We start from the raw sequence: 17,049 nt of genomic DNA on the forward strand, positions 1-17,049 counted from the left end.
GTCGGATTTGCCGGGCCGGTGCGCCCACGGTCGGGTTTGCCGGGAAGCGCCGCCGGCCAGCCACGACGGGTGACGGAGGGACGGTCGGTGTCGATCATCGAACTGGGCGAGGTCCGGGACGGGGACGTCCCGCCACGGCCGGTCCGCCGACCACGCGCGGCCGGTCGTCCGCTGCGCTGCGCGGCGGTGCTGCTGCTGGCGCTTGTCGTGCTGGCCTCCGCGGCGCCGGTGACGGGGCGGACGGTGAGCCCGGTGCCGGCCGCGCGGGCCGCGGCGGCGTACCTCGCCGCGGACGGTGTCTTCGTCGTCGACCCGCCGACACCCACCGGGGACCGCTACCTGACCGCGTACGCCCGACCGACGCCCGGTGGCGACGTGCCGCGGCAGTGGCGGGCACCCCTGCCCCGCGCCGGCGACTACCTCGGTGTGCTGGTCGAGCAGGGGCTGGTGCTGGCCGTGGGGGTCAGCGCCCGCAACGGTGTGTTCGAGACCACCGCCTTCGACCCGGAGACGGGGTCGCAGCGCTGGCGGCTCGCCGGGATTCCCCAGGCGACTGCCGACGGCGGTCTGCTGCTGGTGGTGGACGACATGGCCGACGAGCCGGGCGCGATGAGACGTGTCGACCCGGACAGCGGCCGTCTGCTCTGGTCGGTGCCCATCCCGCCACCCGGCAACCCCGGTTACCAGGTACGCGACGGCCGGGTCGACAGGTTCGTGCTCGTGCAGCCGACAGGCGAGGTGCAGGTGTACGACGCCGGCACCGGTGACCTGCTGCGCAGCGTCGACACGCTGACCGGTGACCGGTCGGCGTACCAGCGGGTGCAGGTCGTCGACGATCTGCTGCTGCTCGTCCCGCCCGGCGCGACCAGGCTGGTCGGCCACCGTCTGCCCGGGCTCGATCCGCTGTGGACGGCCGAGGTGCCGCTGGTGTCGTACGTGGTCGGTTGCGCGGGCCTGCTCTGCGCGTTGCAGCAGACCGGCGGCCTCCAGGTCATCGATCCGGCCACCGGCGCGGTCCGCTGGTCGGACCCGGGCCGCGACACCCTGGCCGACGTCCGGGACGGCCGGCTGCTGGTGGCGGGGCCGGGCCAGCGGTACGCGGCACGCGACGCGGCTACCGGAGGAGGGCGGGCCGAGCTGGGCCGGTGGAACCTGGTGCCGTCGCTGGGCCGCGACGACCCGTTGCTGGGGGTGCGTCCGCTTGACGACGGGCGTCTGGTCGTCGCCGAACTGGACCTGGCGGCCGGCCGGTCCCGGATCGTCGACGTGCTCCCGGACGTCGTCGGCAACTGCCAGGCGTCCCTGCCGGCCCTGCTGTGCCAGCGCCTGGACGGCTCGACCGCGCTGTGGCGGTTGCGGTCGTGACCGGCCCGCTCATCGACCTCGGCGAGCTGCGGCACAGCTCGGATCCCGACCCGCTGCCCCGCCCACCCCGGGCCGTCGGCCGGCCGCTGCGGTGCGTACTGGTGGTGGTGCTCCTGCTGGCCACCCTCGCCTCCGCAGGGATTCCGCCCCGGCGGGACGTGGTGAGCATCCCGGCCGGGCTGGCGGCCGAGACGTTGCTCGCCGGCGACCTGTTCGTGGTCCTCGACCCGAGCCCCGCCCAGCCCACCCAGCGGACGCTGCGCGCCTTCCGGCTGCCCGGCGGGGGGCTGCTGTGGCAGACCCGGGTACCGGTGCAGGGGCGGGCCTGGGGGGTTTCGTCGGTGGGCGGGATGCTGCTGGCCACCGTGCACGAGAGCAACATGCCCGGGCAGGGCACCCTGTCCGTGGCGTTCGACAGGGAGACCGGGGCGTACCGCTGGCAGCAGCCGGGCGGCCCGGTCGAGCTGGCCGACGGCACCGTGCTGATGCAGTCCGGCGGCGGGGACGAGCCGTTCGGTCTGCGGGCGCTCGATCCCTGCTGCGGCACCGTCCGCTGGCAGTTGACCACGGACGCGCAGGTCAGCTTCCGGTACGGCGGGCGCGGGGCGGACCGGGTGGTGCTCAAGCAGGTGGACGGCCCGGTCGAGGTACGTGACGCCGGCACCGGTGCGGTGCTGGCCCGCGCCGACGTCCGGCCACCCGGCAGCGGCTGGCCGGGGGTCACGCAGGTGGTGGACGACCTGCTGGTGACCATCTCGGGGACTCCGGCCACCATCACCGCGTACGGGCTCGACCGGCTGGACCGGCGGTGGAGCATCCCGGCCGATCGGGCGGAGTTCGCCCTGGGCTGCGGCCCGGTCCTGTGTCTGCACGTCGGTGGCGTGGGGCTGCGGGCGGTCGACGCCGCCACCGGCCAACCGCGGTGGCACAGCGACCGTTGGACGTGGGTCTTCCCGTACGACGGCCGGTTGATGGCCAGCACGGCGAACAGCTCCGGCACCCGACTGGAGCAGCTCGTCGTGCTCGACCCGACGACCGGCCGGGAGGTGGCCGGGCTGGGCCGGTGGGAGCTGGCCCAGTCCGGCTTCGGCGACCCCCTGATCGGCGTGCGGCGGCATCCCGCCGGTGGGCTCTACGTCACGCGGTTGGACGCCCGCGCCGGGGAGGCCCGACCGCTGGACGTGCTGCCCGAGGCCGCCGGCAACTGCCAGGCGAGCGTCAGTTGGCTGCTCTGCCAACGGGTGAACGGCTCCTACCAGCTGTTCCGGTGGTCCGACTGATCACCAGTTCGCCTGGGCGGGAGGCGGGGGCAGCGGCACCGACGCGGGCCGCAGCACGTACGCCACGCCGCCGCTGCCGCGCTGCCAGACCGCCTCGAACGCCCGCCGGGGCACCGTCCGGCGCACCGCGTCGTCGTCGGGCGCGTACGGGTCGTTGAGCACCGGGTCGCCGTCGGCGGTGAAGCCGACAAGCACCATGAGGTGCCCCTTGGTGTCGTAGGCCAGCCCCGGCACCTCGTCGGCCCGGAAGGCCGCGGAGACGATCAGGGGGATGCCTGCGGCGACGAACGCCTCCGCCTCGGCCAGCGACCGCAGCCGGGTGACGAACGCGTCCACCCCGTGCAGCCCGGCGTACGCGGTGTTGAACGGCCAGTTGCCGGCGCCGGCGTACGCGTGGTCGTAGCAGTGCCGGGCGGCGTGCACCACCACCGGCCGTGGGCCGGGCGGCCGCACCCAGGAGCAGTGCTCCGCCGTCGGCCCGAGACCCCAGTAGGCGAGCACCATCGAGGTGCAGGTAGGGCTGCACCAGGAGTCGCCGCCCCCACCCCACTGCGGGTACTGGCCGGCGTGCAGCCGCTGCGAGTAGCGGGGCACGTCCAGCACCCGTCCACGGGCAGCGGACGAGGTGGGCTCCGGCTCGCCGGTTGGGCCGGGTAGCGCGGGGCCGGTGGCGACCGCGCCGATGCTGCGCAGCACCGGGCCGGTCGGGCTGCCGGCCGGTCGGCGCAGGGTCACCCGCGCCTGCCAGCCGGTGACCATCGCACCGGTCACGACCAGGGTGTCGGTGTCGACAGCGGCGTCGCCGTCGCGCTGCCCGGGAATCGAGGTGCGTCGTACCGTCAGGTCGTCGGCCGCCCAGCGGGCCAGCAGGTACCAGCCGGTGGCTGGCGCGTCGCCGTGCCAGCCGCGCAGCTCGACCTCGATCCAGCAGCCGTCCGGGGTGTCAGCGGTCCACGACGGCACCACCTCGGCGACGGCGAAGCCGACAGGCACCGGCGGGGACGTCCAGCTGCCCCGCTCGTCCACGACGCCGGCCGCGGAGTCCGCCGGGAGGTGGAAGCCCCGGTAGGCGATGTCCCGCCGGGTGGGTGGTGCCGTGCTGCTCATGCCGCGTCCGTCCCGTCGTTCGGTGTCGGCAGCATCGCGTACGCCGCGCTTGCCCGCAACGCCGACCGGCGCGGACGGCGAGAGACGATTGTTGCCGGCCGGCACTAGGTTGTCGGTGGTCAGCAGCGAGGAGGCCGGGGATGCGGGTACTGGTGGTGGAGGACGAGCGCAACCTCGCCGACGCGATCGCGCGCGGGTTGCGCAAGCGGGGGATGGCAGTCGACGTGGCGTACGACGGCGACGCCGGCCACGAGGCGGCGTTCGTCACCAGGTACGACGTGGTGGTGCTGGACCGCGACCTGCCGGGCGTGCACGGCGACCAGATCTGCGCCGACCTGGCCGCCTCCGGCGCGCTGACCCGGGTGCTGATGCTCACCGCGAGCGGCACCGTCGCCGACCGGGTGGAGGGGTTGCAGCTCGGGGCCGACGACTACCTGCCCAAGCCGTTCGCGTTCGACGAGCTGGTCGCCCGGGTCCAGGCGCTGGGCCGACGGGCCACCCCGGCGGCGCCGCCGGTGCTCGAACTGGCCGACCTGGTACTCGACCCGGCCCGCCGGGTGGCGACCCGCGCCGGTGTGCCGGTCGACCTCACCAACAAGGAGTTCGGGGTGCTCAGCGAACTGCTCAAGGCGCGCGGGGCGGTGGTCTCCAGCGAGGAGCTGCTGGAACGCGTGTGGGACGCCAACACGGACCCGTTCACCACTATCGTCCGGGTCACCGTGATGACACTGCGCAAGAAGCTCGGCGATCCGCCGCTGATCGAGACGGTGGTCGGCGCGGGCTACCGCACGGCAGAGGTGAAAGCGTGAGCGCGAGGAGTGAGCCGGGTTTGCGAGCCCCGCAGTCGCGAACCGAGGTCGTACTGTGAGCCGCCGCCCCCTGCGGCCCACCCTGCGGCTGCGGCTGACCCTGCTCAACGGGGTCCTGCTGATCGGCGCGGGGGCGATCCTCGTGCTGCTGGCCTGGCTGCTGGTCCGCGACGCGCTGCGACCCACCGACGAGCTGCTGCCCGGCACGACAGTGGTGCTCTCCGACGGCAGGTCGCTGGACGCGGCCCAGTGGCAGCGGCAACTGGTCGACTCCGCCTCCGGGGAGCTGCTGGCCAAGGGCCTCGTCGCACTCCTGGCGATAAGCGTGGTCGGGGTGGCCGGGGCGTACGCGGTGGCCGGTCGGGCGCTGCGCCCGCTGCACCAGGTCACCGCCACCGCGCAACGGCTCGGTGAGGCGACGCTGGACCAGCGGATCGGCTACTCGGGAGCCGACGACGAGGTGGCCGAGCTGGCCAAGACGTTCGACGCCATGCTGGACCGGATCGCGTCCGCGTTCGAGGCGCAGAAACGGTTCGTGGCGAACGCCTCGCACGAGCTGCGGACCCCGCTCGCCGTGATGCGGACCGAGATCGACGTGACACTCAGCGACGACGACGCGGACGCCGCCGAGTACCGCCGGATGGCCACAGTGGTCCGCGACGCGTCCGAGCGGGCCAACGGCCTGGTGGACGCCCTGCTGGTGCTGGCGCGCAGCGAGGCGCAGGCCGGGCGGCAGTTGGGCAGGCGCACCGAGTGCGACCTGGCCGCCGGCACCGCCAACGCGTTGTCGGCGATGCGCCGCGAGGTGGAGCGGATCGGCCTGCGGGTGCAGACGTCGATGGAGTCCGCACCCGTGGTCGGCGACCCGGGGCTGCTCGACCGGCTGGCCGGCAACCTCATCGAGAACGCGGTCCGCTACAACCACCTGCACGGCCGGCTCTGGGTGCGTACCGGAACCGACGGCGAGCGCTCCTGGCTGGTGGTCGGCAACACCGGCTTCGAGGTGGACCAGGCCGACGTGCCGGGGCTGTTCGAGCCGTTCCGGCGCGGCGGCCGGGAACGCACCGGCGCCCGCGGCTCCGGCCTGGGGCTCTCCATCGTGCGGGCGGTCTGCACGGCGCACGGCGGCACGGTACGGGTGATCGCGCAGCAGGGCGGGGGACTGGAGGTGACTGTCACCCTGCCGTCGGCGGACGCCCCGGTGGTGACCGCCGCCGGCTGAACGGGGTTGCGCGGCACGCGGGCCGATGACAAGATCGCGCTGTCAGCTCACGATCGAAGGGGGTGCGTCGATGTCCACCACTGTTGGCTCCGCGCCCCGGGTCCTCGCCGGCTGACATCCCCGAGGCGGAGCGTCCCCATCCAGCACCACGGAGGGCACACCCGTGTATCCACGGATCCGCAACATCAGTTTCGACTGTCACGACACGTACGCCCTGGCCGGCTTCTGGGCCGGCGTGCTCGGGTACGCCCGGCACGGCGAGGACGTCCCGGGTGACCCGGAGGCGGCCCTGCTGCCGCCGGACGACGCCATCCCGAACCTGTTCTTCCAGGCGGTACCGGAGGACAAGGTGACCAAGAACCGGCTCCACATCTGCCTGGAACCCGTCGACCGGACCAGGGACGAGGAGATCGAGCGGGTGCTCGGCCTCGGAGCCAGCATGGTCGCCGACCGACGGCACCCCGACGGTACGGGTTGGGCGGTGCTCGCGGACCCGGAGGGCAACGAGTTCTGCGTCGTACGCAGCGCCGGGGAGCGTGTCGACACCACCACCACTGTGGAGGAGCGACTGTGAGTTCGACGATCCACAACATCAGCATCGACTGTTCCGACACGTACGCCCTGGCCGGCTTCTGGTCGCAGGTCTTCGACTGCCCCCGGCAGCCCGACGACTTCCCCGGTGACTCGGAGGCGATGCTCCTGCCGCCGGGGGGCCCGGAGGTGCTGTTCATCGCCGTACCCGAGGGCAAGACGGTGAAGAACCGGCTGCACCTGGACCTGCAACCCGCCGACCGCACCCGGGCCGAGGAGGTCGAGCGCCTGCTCGGCATCGGCGCGACGCTCGTCGACGACCAGACCCGGCCGGACGGCACCGGCTGGGTGGTGCTCGCCGACCCGGAGGGCAACGAGTTCTGCGTACTGCGCAGCGCGGCCGAGCGGGCGGCGACGACTGACGCCTAGCCTCTGCCACCCCGTCGTTCTCATGATCGACGGGGTGGCGGGACGCGCGCCAGGTGCTGTTAGATGAGCGGCCACAACAGGCTGAAGGGTGTGTGGCAGATGGACACGACGGCGACGGAGCCGGTGCAGGCGTATCTCACCGCGACCGGGGAACGGCTGCGGGCCGACGGCTGCGAGGTCCGGATCGAGGACTGGGGTGGCACGCCGGTGCTGATCGGCTACCGGGGCGACTTCAAGATGCGCTGGATGGCCACCAAGCTGCACCTGTTCACCATCGCCGCGCCGGCGACGCGGGTCACGGCCGCCTCCCTGGAAACGTTCAGCACCTCGGCCATGGACTACGTGCTGGCCCGCAAGGGGCAGTTGCGTGGCTTCCAGAACGGGGTGGCGGTGTTCCCCGCCCTGGTGGGCACCGAGATCGAGCCGGCCGCTGCGGCGTGGGCGCAGGAGAAGCAGCGGTTGCGGTTCGCGGCGCTGGCCCGGCCGGTGACGGTGGACGCCCGCACCGGCGCGGCAGCCGCCTTCCGGGGCAACCCGAGCCTGGGCTTCATCTACGCGGCCCACCTGCGCAAGAAGCTGAACGCGTACTTCCCGGTGGCCTGACGACCGCCGTACGGCACGGGGCCCCGGCCACCCGAGGGTGGCCGGGGCCCCGGTCGGCACGAATCAGGAGCGCTGCTCGACCTGGCCCCGGATCGTGGTGAACTCGGCCTTCACCTGCTCGGCGGTCTTGAAGTACACGACCACCAGACCGACGCTGCCCCGGTCGGCCCAGACGCAGACGCCCAGCGGCACGCCCTCGGCCTTGCCGTCGCCGCAGCGCGCGTCACCACCGAGCGGGCCCGGCTCGACCGGCGCCATGTTCGTCACGGCAAGCTCGCTGGAGAGCCCGGTCACCGCCTCGTCCAGCTCCTTCTTCGGGTCGGCCATCACGCCGGACACCGCGGTGATCATGATGAGGTCCTGCTTGGCCGGGTCGCCGTAGAACGCGCCGACGGTGCTCGTCTCGTTCTGCACCTCGGACTTCATGTCGGTGACCATCTGGTCGGCGACCGTCTGCAACTGCGGGTCGGTGTTCTTCGCCCGGCCGGCGAGGGTTGCCGGCGCGACGACCCGGGTCTTGGTGGCGTCGACGACGTCGCCGACCTCGTCCTTGACCGCGAACCAGGTGATGGCGGCGCCGCCGAGGCAGAGCACCAGCACCACGGCCAGCACGATCAGGATGATCTTGCCGACCTTCGACTTCTTCGCCGGCGGCGGCGGGCCGACGGGGGCGCTCGGGTCGCCGTACGGCTGCCCCGGCTGGGGAGCCGGGAAGCCCTGCTGCTGCGGCACCCCCGGCTGGGAGGAGGAGTAAGGGGAATCGTGCGGCGGGCCGTAGGGGGTGGCCGGCGGCTGGGACATTCAGTCAGCTCCAAGCTCGGATGGCAAAGCGGGTGATCTTAACCCGACGACAGGTCCCCGTGTCGCCCCCTTCGGGACCGCCATACGAACGCGGTGGCCGGCCCGTCCACGTGGGACGGCCGACCACCGCGACGGTGGAGCTGCGAACGGTCAGGCGGGCAGGCTCGCCGCCCCGCGCGGCAGGAACCGCTTACCGGTGACCCGCTCGGACGTGCCGGTCCGGTCCAGGTACGGCGTGACGCCGCCCAGGTGGAACGGCCAACCCGCGCCGAGGATCATGCACAGGTCGATGTCCTGCGCCTCGGCGACCACGCCCTCGTCCAGCATCAGCCGGATCTCCTGCGCGAGCGCGTCGAGCGCGTTCTGGCGGACCTGCTCCTCGGTGAGCGGCTGGTCGCCGACCACGAGCAGCTTCGCGACCTCGTCGTTGACCTGGTCGTCGACAACGATCGGCTGGCCCGAGTCGGCGATCCGCTTGAGGTTCTCGCTGACGCCGAACCGGTCCGGGAACGCCGCGTGCAGGGTGCCGCCCACGTGGTACGCCACGGCCGGCCCGACCAGCTGGAGCAGGGCGAGCGGGCGCATCGGCAGGCCCAGCGGGTCCAGTGCGCTGTTCGCCACGTCCAGCGGGGTGCCGGCGTCGACGGCGGCGAAGACGGTGCCGAGGAAGCGGGTGAGCAGCCGGTTCACCACGAACGCCGGGGCGTCCTTGACCAGCACGCTCGACTTCTTCAGCTGCTTGCCGACGGCGAACGCGGTGGCCAGGGTGGCGTCGTCGGTCCGCTCGCCCCGGACGATCTCCAGCAGCGGCAGCACCGCCACCGGGTTGAAGAAGTGGAAGCCGACCACCCGCTCCGGGTGCTCCAGCTCCGCGGCCATCTCGGTGATGGAGAGCGAGCTGGTGTTGGTGGCGAGCACCGCCTCCGGGGAGACGATCTTCTCCAGCTCGGCCCAGACCTGCTTCTTGACGCCCAGGTCCTCGAAGACCGCCTCGATGACGAAGTCGGCGTCGGCGAAGGCGCTCTTGTCGACAGTGCCGCTGACCAGGCCGTACAGCTTGGCGGCGGTGTTCTTGTCCATCCGGCCCTTGGTGACGGCCTTCTCGATCTGGGTGTGCACGTAGCCGACGCCCTTGTCCACGCGGGACTGGTCGAGGTCGGTCATCACCACCGGCACCTGGAGGCGACGGGCGAACAGCAGCGCCAACTGGCTGGCCATCAGGCCGGCGCCGACGATGCCGACCTTGGTGACCGTGCGGGCCAGGCCCTTGTCCGGTGCGCCGGCCGGCCGCTTGGCCCGCCGCTGCACCAGGTCGAACGCGTACAGGCCGCTGCGCAGCTCCTCGGAGAAGACCAGGTCCGCGAGGGCCTCGTCCTCGGCGGCGGTGCCGGCGGCGAAGTCGCCGTCCTTCGCCGTCTCCAGCAGGTCCAGCGCCCTGTACGCGGCCGGAACCGCGCCGTGCAGCCGCTGGTTCAGCGTCTCCCGGGCGAAGTAGAGCACGCCCGCCCACATGTCCTTGTCGACCTCGGGCCGGGTCACGGTGACCTGGCCGCGCACCACACCCGCGGCCCATTCCAGGGACCGCTCCAGGAAGTCGGCCGGCTCCAGCAGCACGTCCGCGATGCCCAGCTCGGCGGCCTGCTTCGGCTTGAGCATCTTGTTCTGCATCAGCGGGTTCTGAATGATCACCTGGGTGGCGGCGGGGATGCCGATCAGGTTCGGCAGCAGCTGGGTGCCGCCCCAGCCGGGCACCAGACCGAGGGAGACCTCGGGCAGGGCCAGGGCCGCCGCCCCACCGGAGAGCGTCCGGTAGTGGCAGTGCAGCGCCAGCTCCAGGCCGCCGCCCATCGCCGCGCCGTTGACGAACGCGAACGTGGGCACGGTGCTGTCCTTGAGCCGGGCGAACACCCGGTGACCGAGCCGGCCGATCTCCAGTGCCTGCTCGCGGTCGGCGAGCTGCGGCAGCCCGACGATGTCCGCGCCCACGCAGAAGATGTACGGCTTGCCGGTGACCGCGATGAACGCCGGGTCGGCGGCGAGCGCCGCGGTGATCGCCTCGTCAAGGCTGGTCAGACCGGCCGGGCCGAAGGTGTTCGGCTTGGTGTGGTCGAAGCCGTTGTCGAGCGTGATCAGGGCGGCGGGCCGGTCCAGCCCCGGTACGTTCACCTGGCGCAGCAGCGCCTTGGTGACGACCTCGTTCGGTGCCTTCACTTGTCGCCACCTTCCCAGTTCGGGTTCTCCCAGATCACGGTGCCGCCCATGCCGATGCCGATGCACATGGCGGTCACGCCGTAGCGGACCTCGGGGTGCTCGGCGAACTGGCGGGCCAGCTGGGTCATCAGCCGCACGCCCGACGAGGCGAGGGGGTGCCCGATGGCGATTGCGCCGCCCCAGGGGTTGACCCGCGGGTCGTCGTCGGCGATGCCGAAGTGGTCGAGGAAGGCGAGCACCTGCACGGCGAACGCCTCGTTCAGCTCGAACAGGCCGATGTCGTCGATGCTGAGCCCGGCGAGGCGCAGTGCCTTCTCCGTCGACGGGATCGGCCCAACGCCCATCACCTCGGGCTCCACGCCGACGAAACCGAACGACACCAGCCGCATGGCGATCGGCAGACCCAGCTCGCGGGCGGTGGCCTCGTCGGCGAGCAGGCTCGCCGTCGCGCCGTCGTTCAGGCCTGCCGCGTTGCCCGCGGTGACCTTGCCGTGCGGGCGGAACGGGGTCTTGAGGGTGGCGAGCTTCTCCATCGAGGTGTCCCGGGGGGCCTCGTCCACAGTGGCCAGACCCCAGCCGCCCTCGGCGTCGCGGATCGACATCGGGACCAGGTCGTCCTGGAGCTTGCCGTTGGCGTACGCCTTCGCGGTCTTCTGCTGCGAGGCGAGCGCGAACGCGTCCGTGCGCTCCTTGGTGATGTGCGGGACCAGGTCGTGCAGGTTCTCCGCGGTGGCGCCCATGACCAGCGCGGACGGGTCGACCAGCTTCTCCGCGACGATGCGCGGGTTGGGGTCGACGCCCTCACCCATCGGGTGACGGCCCATGTGCTCGACACCGCCGGCGATGGCGACGTCGTACGCGCCCATGGCGATGCCGCTGGCAACCGTGGTCACGGCGGTCATCGCGCCGGCGCACATCCGGTCGATGGCGAAGCCGGGAACGGTCTTGGGCAGCCCGGAGAGCAGCGCTGCGGTGCGGCCGATGGTGAGGCCCTGGTCGCCGATCTGGGTGGTGGCCGCGACGGCGACCTCCTCGACCCGCTCCGGCGGCAGTTGCGGGTTGCGACGCAGCAGCTCACGGATACAGCGGATCACCAGGTCGTCGGCGCGGGTGTTGGCGTACATGCCACCCGCCTTGCCGAACGGGGTACGGACGCCGTCGACGAAGACGACATCCCGAACTTCACGGGGCACTAGAGCCTCCTAATCGACCACGGCAGCTTCCCCCCGAATGCTACTCGCCAGTAACCAACCCCGTCCCGACCCCCCGCTGTGGCCCACCCCACAGTGGCGTCAGCCGACGGTGGGCGGCTGCGTGGGGGAGAGGGCCTCGGTCAGGTCGGTGACGAGCAGACCGATCTGCCACTCGCGGGCGTTGAAACCGCGCAGGGTCTCCGCCACCGTCTCCTCGGTGAGCTCCTCCGGCGGGGTCCACGCCAGCCGCCGGACCGAGTCCGGGGTGATCAGGTTTTCCGGAGGCAGGTTGTGCTGCGTGGCGATGCGGACCACCACCTCGCGGCAGCGGGCGAGCCGACCGGCGGCCACCGGATCCCGCTCGGCCCACCGGTGCGGCGGAGGTGGACCCTCGACCGCCGGGGTGACCGGCAGCGCGTCGTCCGGCAGCTGCCGTGCGTCGTCGAGGGCGGCCAACCAGGTACGTGCCAGCCGCCGCACCGACCGCCCGCCGAAACCGGGAAGCGTCAGCAGCGTCCTCTCGTCCTTCGGGTCCAACTCGGCGGCGGCGATGATCGCCGAGTCGGGCAGCACCCGACCGGGCGCCGAGTCCCGTCGGGCCGCGATCTGGTCCCGGGCGTACCACATCGAGCGCACCCGGGCCTGCGCCCGCGCCCCGCGTACGCGGTGGATGCCCGAGGTGCGCCGCCACGGCTCCGCCCGGACCCGGGGCGGACGCGCGCCGGTGCGCACCAGCGCCGCGAACTCCTCGGCGGCCCACGCCGACTTTCCCTGCCTGGCCAACTCGGCGGCCAGCGCGTCACGCAGGTCGGTGAGCAGCTCCACGTCGAGCGCCGCGTACGTCAACCACGACTCCGGCAGCGGCCGGCTCGACCAGTCGGCCGCCGAATGGTGCTTCTCCAGGGTGAAACCGAGCAGCTGCTCGGTCAGCGCGGCCAGGCCGACCCGCTCGAATCCAGCCAGCCGAGCGGCCAGTTCCGTGTCGAACAGACGGCGCGGGCGCAACCCCACCTCGGCGAGGCAGGGCAGATCCTGACTCGCCGCGTGCAGCACCCACTCGGCTTCGCCGATCGCCGCGTCCAGCGTGCTGAGGTCGGGCAGCGGCAGCGGGTCGATCAGCGCCGTGCCGGAGCCCGCCCGGCGGAGCTGGACCAGGTACGCGCGCTGGCTGTAGCGATACCCCGATGCCCGTTCGGCGTCCAGGGCGACCGGGCCGGTGCCGGCCGCGAAACGGGCCACGACCTCGGCAAGCTCGGCCGGCGCGGCCACCGGATCGGGGGTGCCGTCACGCGGGGCGATCAGCGGAACGGGCCCACCGTTGGTCGGGTCGGTTCCCTCGCCCGCCGGCTGCGGCTGGGCCGACGGCGGGTCCTGGGGGACGTTTCCCGGAAGGTCTTCGGCGGGCCGACGGCGCAGGGGTGGTTCGTCGGTCACCTGTCAACCCTAGTGCGCGCGATGATCCGGCGGGTGCAGCCGGTCCGGCGTGTGTCGGTCAGGTGTCCACAAGGTGTCCTTTCGGATGCCGGACATCGGGGGAGACAAAGCCCGTTCGCGCAGGTACGTTCCATCGGGCCGCTGAGCCGTGGAACGCGTGACACGCGGGTCGACGGCGGCACGGGGAGACCACGGAAGGGCAAGACGATCATGACGGCTGGCTTCGGTTCGGCTGACGGACGACCGGCGGGCGCCGACCCGGACGGCGTGGGCGTGCCGACCCCCCGTACCGGCTGGGCCGCCCCACCCGCCGCCGGCCAGTGGGGCAACCCGCAGGCGTCGCCGAGTGTCGGTGCGTACCCGCAGCCCAGCGCCCCACCGTTCGCCACCCCGAGCTACCCCGCGCAGCCCGGCCACCCCGCGCAGCCCGGTTACCCGGCGCAGCCCGGTTGGCCGGCTGCCGCACCGCCGCCGGCTCCCGGGAGGAAGCGTCGCCGCTGGCCGGCAGTGCTCGCCACGCTGCTCGTCGTCGTGCTGGCGGCGGTGGTCGGGGTGCAGGCCTTCCAGCTCGACCGCCTCGGCGCCCGGCTCGCCGACACCGACCGGCGGTTGGCCCAGGCCCAGGACGGCGACGGCACCCGCCTCGACGGTCTGGAGAAGCGCGCCGAGGCGCTGGAGAAGCAGGCCGGCGCCGCGTTCAACCCGGAGGCGGTGGCCAGCGCCGTGCTGCCCAGCGTGTTCCGGGTCCGGGCCGGCCAGTTCACCGGCACCGCGTTCGCGGTGGGCAAGCCGGCCGCCGGGGGCGGCACGAACCTGTTCACCAACTTCCACGTGGTCGAGGCGGTCTGGAACGGCGGAGGCCGCCAGGTCTTCCTGGAACGCACCGACCAGCGTTTCCCGGCGACCATCGTCAAGGTCGACAAGACGAACGACGTGGCCCACCTGCGCACCACAGGCAAGTTCACGGGCCTCGTCACCGCCCCCGCCGCGGTGAAGTCCGGCCAGCAGATCATCGTCGTCGGTGCTCCGCTCGGCCTGGAGGACAGCGTCACCACAGGTGTGGTGAGCGCCCTGCGCTCCGCGTCGGGAAGCGCCGGGCCGGCCATCCAGTTCGACGCGCCGATCAACCCGGGCAACTCAGGCGGGCCGGTGATCAACGGCAGCAAGCAGGTGGTAGGCATCGCGACCGCAAAGGCCCGCGACGCCGAGGGCATCGGGCTCGCCGTACCCATCAAGGTCGCCTGCGACGGCTTCAAGATCTGCTGATCGACGGCCCGGCGTCGTCGCCGGCCCCGCCGCACCACCCACGGCCGGCACCTGCCGCTCCTGTCCCGGCCGGGTCCCCGGACCCGGGCGATCCCGCCGCTGTACCCGGTCCGCGCGCCCCACCGGCGTGGGGCCCGCTCACCTGGAGGAACAGACATGTCCCAGCCACCGACCGGGCCGGACGGGCTTCCGCCGGCCACCCCGACGCCGCCCAGCGGCGACCCGACCGTCCAGTACCGGGCCGGCGGTGAGCCGACGGTCCGCTACCCGGCCGGCCAGCCGGTGCCCCAGCAGTACACGCCGGGCCAGCCCGCGCCGCAGTACCCGACGCCGCAGTACGGCGCCCCGCATGCCGCCCCGGGACAGCACAGCGCCCAGCCCGCGCAGTACGGCGCCCCGCCGGCGCAGCACAGCGCTCCGCCGGCCCCCTCCGGCTACCCGGCCAGCGCACCGCCGTACGCCGGGCAGGTCTCCGGACCGCCGGTCTCCGGTCCGGCGTACGGGCAGCCGATGTCGGCGCCGCCCGGGACGTCTCCGTACGGACCGCCGCCGGCCGGTCGCAGCCGCACGGTGCTGGTGCTGGCCGTGGTGGCCGCCCTGCTCTTCGTCGTCAGCGGGGTGATGACCGGGCTGTTCGTGACCAAGAACAGCGAGCTGAACCGGACCGAGAAGCGCCTCACCGGTCAGGTCAGCCAGCGTGACGGCACCATCGCGGCCAACACCACCGAGATCAGCAAGCTGAAGACCGACCTCCAGACGATGCAGGACAAGCTCGACAACACCGAGCAGGACCTGACCGGCACCCGTAACGACCGTGACGAGCAGGCCCGGCAGAAGAAGGTCATCGCAAGCTGCCTGGACAAGCTGACCACCGCGCTCGGCGCGGCGGCGGCCGGCAACAAGGGCGCGTACGACGCCGCCATGAAGGGCCTCGACAAGGTCTGCGACGAGGCCGAGAACTACCTCTGACTGTCGCGCCGCCCGCCGCCGCCGGTGTTCAGGCGGTGGCGGCGGGGCGGCGGTCGGACAGGGCGGTCACCCCGGGTGGGGGCAGGCCGGCCGTCGAGGCGAGCAGCGCGCACCAGCCGAGCAGGTGAGGGGCCAGGTCGTCGTCGACAGGCGTCCACGACGCACGGATCTCGATGTCACCCGCGGTCGGCGGGCCGGCCAGGTCACCGAACCGGGTCGACATGGTCTGGGTGACGGTCCCGCCGATCGCCCGGTGGGCGGCGTCGTGGGCGTCCAGCGCGTCGGTGAGCCACGTCCAGCCGACCCCGGGCAGCAGCGGGTCGGCGGCCAGGTCGACCTCCAGCTCGGCGGTGACGTAGGTGACCAGCCGCAGGGTGCCCTGCCACGCCTCGTGCCCGACCGGGTCGTGCAGCAGGATCAGCCGCCCGGTGGCCACCTCGTCGCCGTCGCGCAGCACTGCCGCGGCGAGCGCGAACGTGTACGGGGCGAGGCGCTGAGGCGCTCCGACCTCCTCAAGGGTGATCTCCGGCCGGGGCGCCGCGGACCGCAGCCCGGCGACCGCGCGGGCGAAGGTCTCCGGGAGCGCGATCGGGGGGGCCATGTCGGCAGCCTATGCCGCCGCCGGTCACCCGCTTCGACGGCGCGCCGACGCCCGGAGCCGTTGGGAAGGTGTCTTTCCTTTCACCCCCGGCGGGCTGGAGGTGGGGGGCGTGGCACGATTGCGGCGATGACCACGCAAGCCACGGGCACTGCCGCCCGAGACGGAGACCCACGCCCCGGCGGACCAGCCGACTCGCCCTTCATCCGGGCCTGTCGTCGCCGCCCCGGCCCGCACACGCCCGTCTGGTTCATGCGCCAGGCCGGCCGCTCCCTGCCGGAGTACCGGGAGATCCGGGCGAGCGTGCCGATGCTGGAGTCCTGCCGTCGTCCGGAGCTGGTCACCGAGATCACCCTCCAGCCGGTACGCCGCCACGGCGTGGACGCGGCAATCCTGTTCAGCGACATCGTGGTGCCTGTCGCCGCGGCCGGCATCGACCTGGACATCGTGCCGGGCACCGGCCCCGTCGTCGCCGAACCGATCCGTACCGCCGCCGACGTCGAGCGGATCCGCCCGATCACCCGCGACGACGTCCCGTACGTCGACGAGGCTGTCCGGCAGTTGGTGGTCGAGCTGGGCGACACCCCGCTGATCGGGTTCGCGGGCGCGCCGTTCACCCTGGCCAGCTACCTGGTCGAGGGCGGGCCGTCGCGGACCCACGCCAAGACCAAGGCCCTGATGTACGGCGATCCGGAGCTGTGGCACGCGCTCTGCGGCCGGCTGGCCGAGGTGACGCTCGCGTTCCTGCGGGTGCAGATCGAGGCCGGGGTTTCCGCCGTGCAGCTGTTCGACTCGTGGGCCGGCGCGCTCTCCGAGGCGGACTACCGCCGCTACGTGCTGCCGCACTCGACCGCCGTGCTGAGCGGGTTGGCGCACGCCGGGGTGCCGCGGATCCACTTCGGGGTGGGCACCGCCGAGCTGCTCGGCGCGATGGGTGAGGCCGGCGCGGACGTGGTGGGCGTCGACTGGCGTACCCCGCTGGACGTGGCCACCGGCCGGATCGGCCAGGACAAGGCGGTCCAGGGCAACCTGGACCCGACCGTGCTGCTCGCGCCGTGGCCGGTGGTGGAGGCCGAGGTGCGCCGGATCCTGGAGCAGGGCCGGGCCGCGCCCGGGCACGTGTTCAACCTCGGTCACGGCGTGCTGCCGGAGACCGACCCGGACGTGTTGACCCGGGTGGTCGCGCTGGTGCACGAGCTCTCCAGCCGCCGGGCCGACCGGGGCTGAGCAG

The 17,049-nt window shown here is 73.1% G+C and carries 16 protein-coding genes; 10 read left to right on the plus strand and 6 right to left on the minus strand.

Annotated elements, in window-relative coordinates; all coding sequences use genetic code 11:
- The first annotated feature begins 87 nt into the window (after nt 1-87).
- Both ACZ6N8_RS14040 and ACZ6N8_RS14045 read left to right on the plus strand, forming a co-directional pair.
- Nucleotides 88-1,365, plus strand: a complete 1,278-nt coding sequence (locus ACZ6N8_RS14040; protein WP_466010071.1) for an outer membrane protein assembly factor BamB family protein — start codon at nt 88-90, stop codon at nt 1,363-1,365.
- The gene (locus tag ACZ6N8_RS14045) at nt 1,362-2,645 is read left to right on the plus strand and encodes an outer membrane protein assembly factor BamB family protein (protein WP_466010073.1); all 1,284 of its coding nucleotides are present in this window, start codon (nt 1,362-1,364) and stop codon (nt 2,643-2,645) included. The genes ACZ6N8_RS14040 and ACZ6N8_RS14045 overlap by 4 nt, the downstream gene beginning before the upstream one ends.
- On the opposite strand, the gene ACZ6N8_RS14050 is transcribed toward ACZ6N8_RS14045, so the two are convergent.
- Entirely contained in the window at nt 2,646-3,752 is a 1,107-nt protein-coding gene (locus tag ACZ6N8_RS14050; protein ID WP_466010075.1) for a peptidase C39 family protein, read from the minus strand.
- Between the two features lie 140 nt (nt 3,753-3,892).
- On the opposite strand from ACZ6N8_RS14050, the gene ACZ6N8_RS14055 reads away from it, so the two are divergent.
- From ACZ6N8_RS14055 to ACZ6N8_RS14075, 5 genes are all read left to right on the plus strand, one after another.
- A complete protein-coding gene (locus ACZ6N8_RS14055) occupies nt 3,893-4,561 on the plus strand; it encodes a response regulator transcription factor (RefSeq protein WP_466010077.1) in 669 nt (222 codons plus the stop codon).
- Between the two features lie 55 nt (nt 4,562-4,616).
- Complete coding sequence (locus tag ACZ6N8_RS14060; RefSeq protein ID WP_466010079.1) at nt 4,617-5,783, plus strand: sensor histidine kinase; 1,167 nt, start codon at nt 4,617-4,619, stop codon at nt 5,781-5,783.
- Between the two features lie 163 nt (nt 5,784-5,946).
- Nucleotides 5,947-6,357: a VOC family protein gene (locus ACZ6N8_RS14065; RefSeq protein WP_466010081.1), complete on the plus strand. Its 411-nt coding sequence runs from the start codon at nt 5,947-5,949 to the stop codon at nt 6,355-6,357.
- Nucleotides 6,354-6,743, plus strand: a complete 390-nt coding sequence (locus ACZ6N8_RS14070) for a VOC family protein (RefSeq protein ID WP_466010083.1) — start codon at nt 6,354-6,356, stop codon at nt 6,741-6,743. The genes ACZ6N8_RS14065 and ACZ6N8_RS14070 overlap by 4 nt, the downstream gene beginning before the upstream one ends.
- Nucleotides 6,744-6,806: 63 nt before the next feature.
- Nucleotides 6,807-7,346, plus strand: coding sequence for a levansucrase (locus ACZ6N8_RS14075; RefSeq protein WP_466010085.1), 540 nt, complete (start codon nt 6,807-6,809; stop codon nt 7,344-7,346).
- A gap of 63 nt (nt 7,347-7,409) precedes the next feature.
- Here ACZ6N8_RS14075 and ACZ6N8_RS14080 read toward each other — a convergent pair whose 3' ends face one another.
- From ACZ6N8_RS14080 to ACZ6N8_RS14095, 4 genes are all read right to left on the minus strand, one after another.
- The gene (locus ACZ6N8_RS14080) at nt 7,410-8,147 is read right to left on the minus strand and encodes a hypothetical protein (protein WP_466010086.1); all 738 of its coding nucleotides are present in this window, start codon (nt 8,145-8,147) and stop codon (nt 7,410-7,412) included.
- A gap of 150 nt (nt 8,148-8,297) precedes the next feature.
- Nucleotides 8,298-10,358, minus strand: coding sequence for a 3-hydroxyacyl-CoA dehydrogenase NAD-binding domain-containing protein (locus ACZ6N8_RS14085; RefSeq protein WP_466010088.1), 2,061 nt, complete (start codon nt 10,356-10,358; stop codon nt 8,298-8,300).
- Nucleotides 10,355-11,551 (minus strand): thiolase family protein, encoded by a 1,197-nt coding sequence (locus ACZ6N8_RS14090; RefSeq protein WP_466010089.1) that lies wholly within the window; start codon nt 11,549-11,551, stop codon nt 10,355-10,357. Before ACZ6N8_RS14090 ends, ACZ6N8_RS14085 begins: the two co-directional genes overlap by 4 nt.
- Before the next feature lie 99 nt (nt 11,552-11,650).
- Complete coding sequence (locus ACZ6N8_RS14095; protein WP_466010091.1) at nt 11,651-12,985, minus strand: ribonuclease D; 1,335 nt, start codon at nt 12,983-12,985, stop codon at nt 11,651-11,653.
- A 210-nt stretch (nt 12,986-13,195) separates the two neighbouring features.
- Between ACZ6N8_RS14095 and ACZ6N8_RS14100 the strand changes: the two genes are divergently transcribed.
- Nucleotides 13,196-14,251 carry a S1C family serine protease gene (locus ACZ6N8_RS14100; protein WP_466010092.1) on the plus strand — a complete coding sequence of 352 codons (1,056 nt, stop codon included), beginning with the start codon at nt 13,196-13,198 and terminating at the stop codon, nt 14,249-14,251.
- A gap of 156 nt (nt 14,252-14,407) precedes the next feature.
- Nucleotides 14,408-15,220, plus strand: coding sequence for a hypothetical protein (locus ACZ6N8_RS14105; protein ID WP_466010094.1), 813 nt, complete (start codon nt 14,408-14,410; stop codon nt 15,218-15,220).
- Nucleotides 15,221-15,248: 28 nt separating this feature from the next.
- Here ACZ6N8_RS14105 and ACZ6N8_RS14110 read toward each other — a convergent pair whose 3' ends face one another.
- Nucleotides 15,249-15,821: a DUF3000 domain-containing protein gene (locus ACZ6N8_RS14110; RefSeq protein WP_466010096.1), complete on the minus strand. Its 573-nt coding sequence runs from the start codon at nt 15,819-15,821 to the stop codon at nt 15,249-15,251.
- Between the two features lie 126 nt (nt 15,822-15,947).
- Here ACZ6N8_RS14110 and hemE point away from each other — a divergent pair, with 126 nt between their 5' ends.
- The gene (hemE, locus tag ACZ6N8_RS14115; protein WP_466010097.1) at nt 15,948-17,045 is read left to right on the plus strand and encodes a uroporphyrinogen decarboxylase; all 1,098 of its coding nucleotides are present in this window, start codon (nt 15,948-15,950) and stop codon (nt 17,043-17,045) included.
- Nucleotides 17,046-17,049 lie beyond the last annotated feature (4 nt).

It is taken from the genome of Micromonospora sp. NPDC047521, from assembly GCF_055587305.1.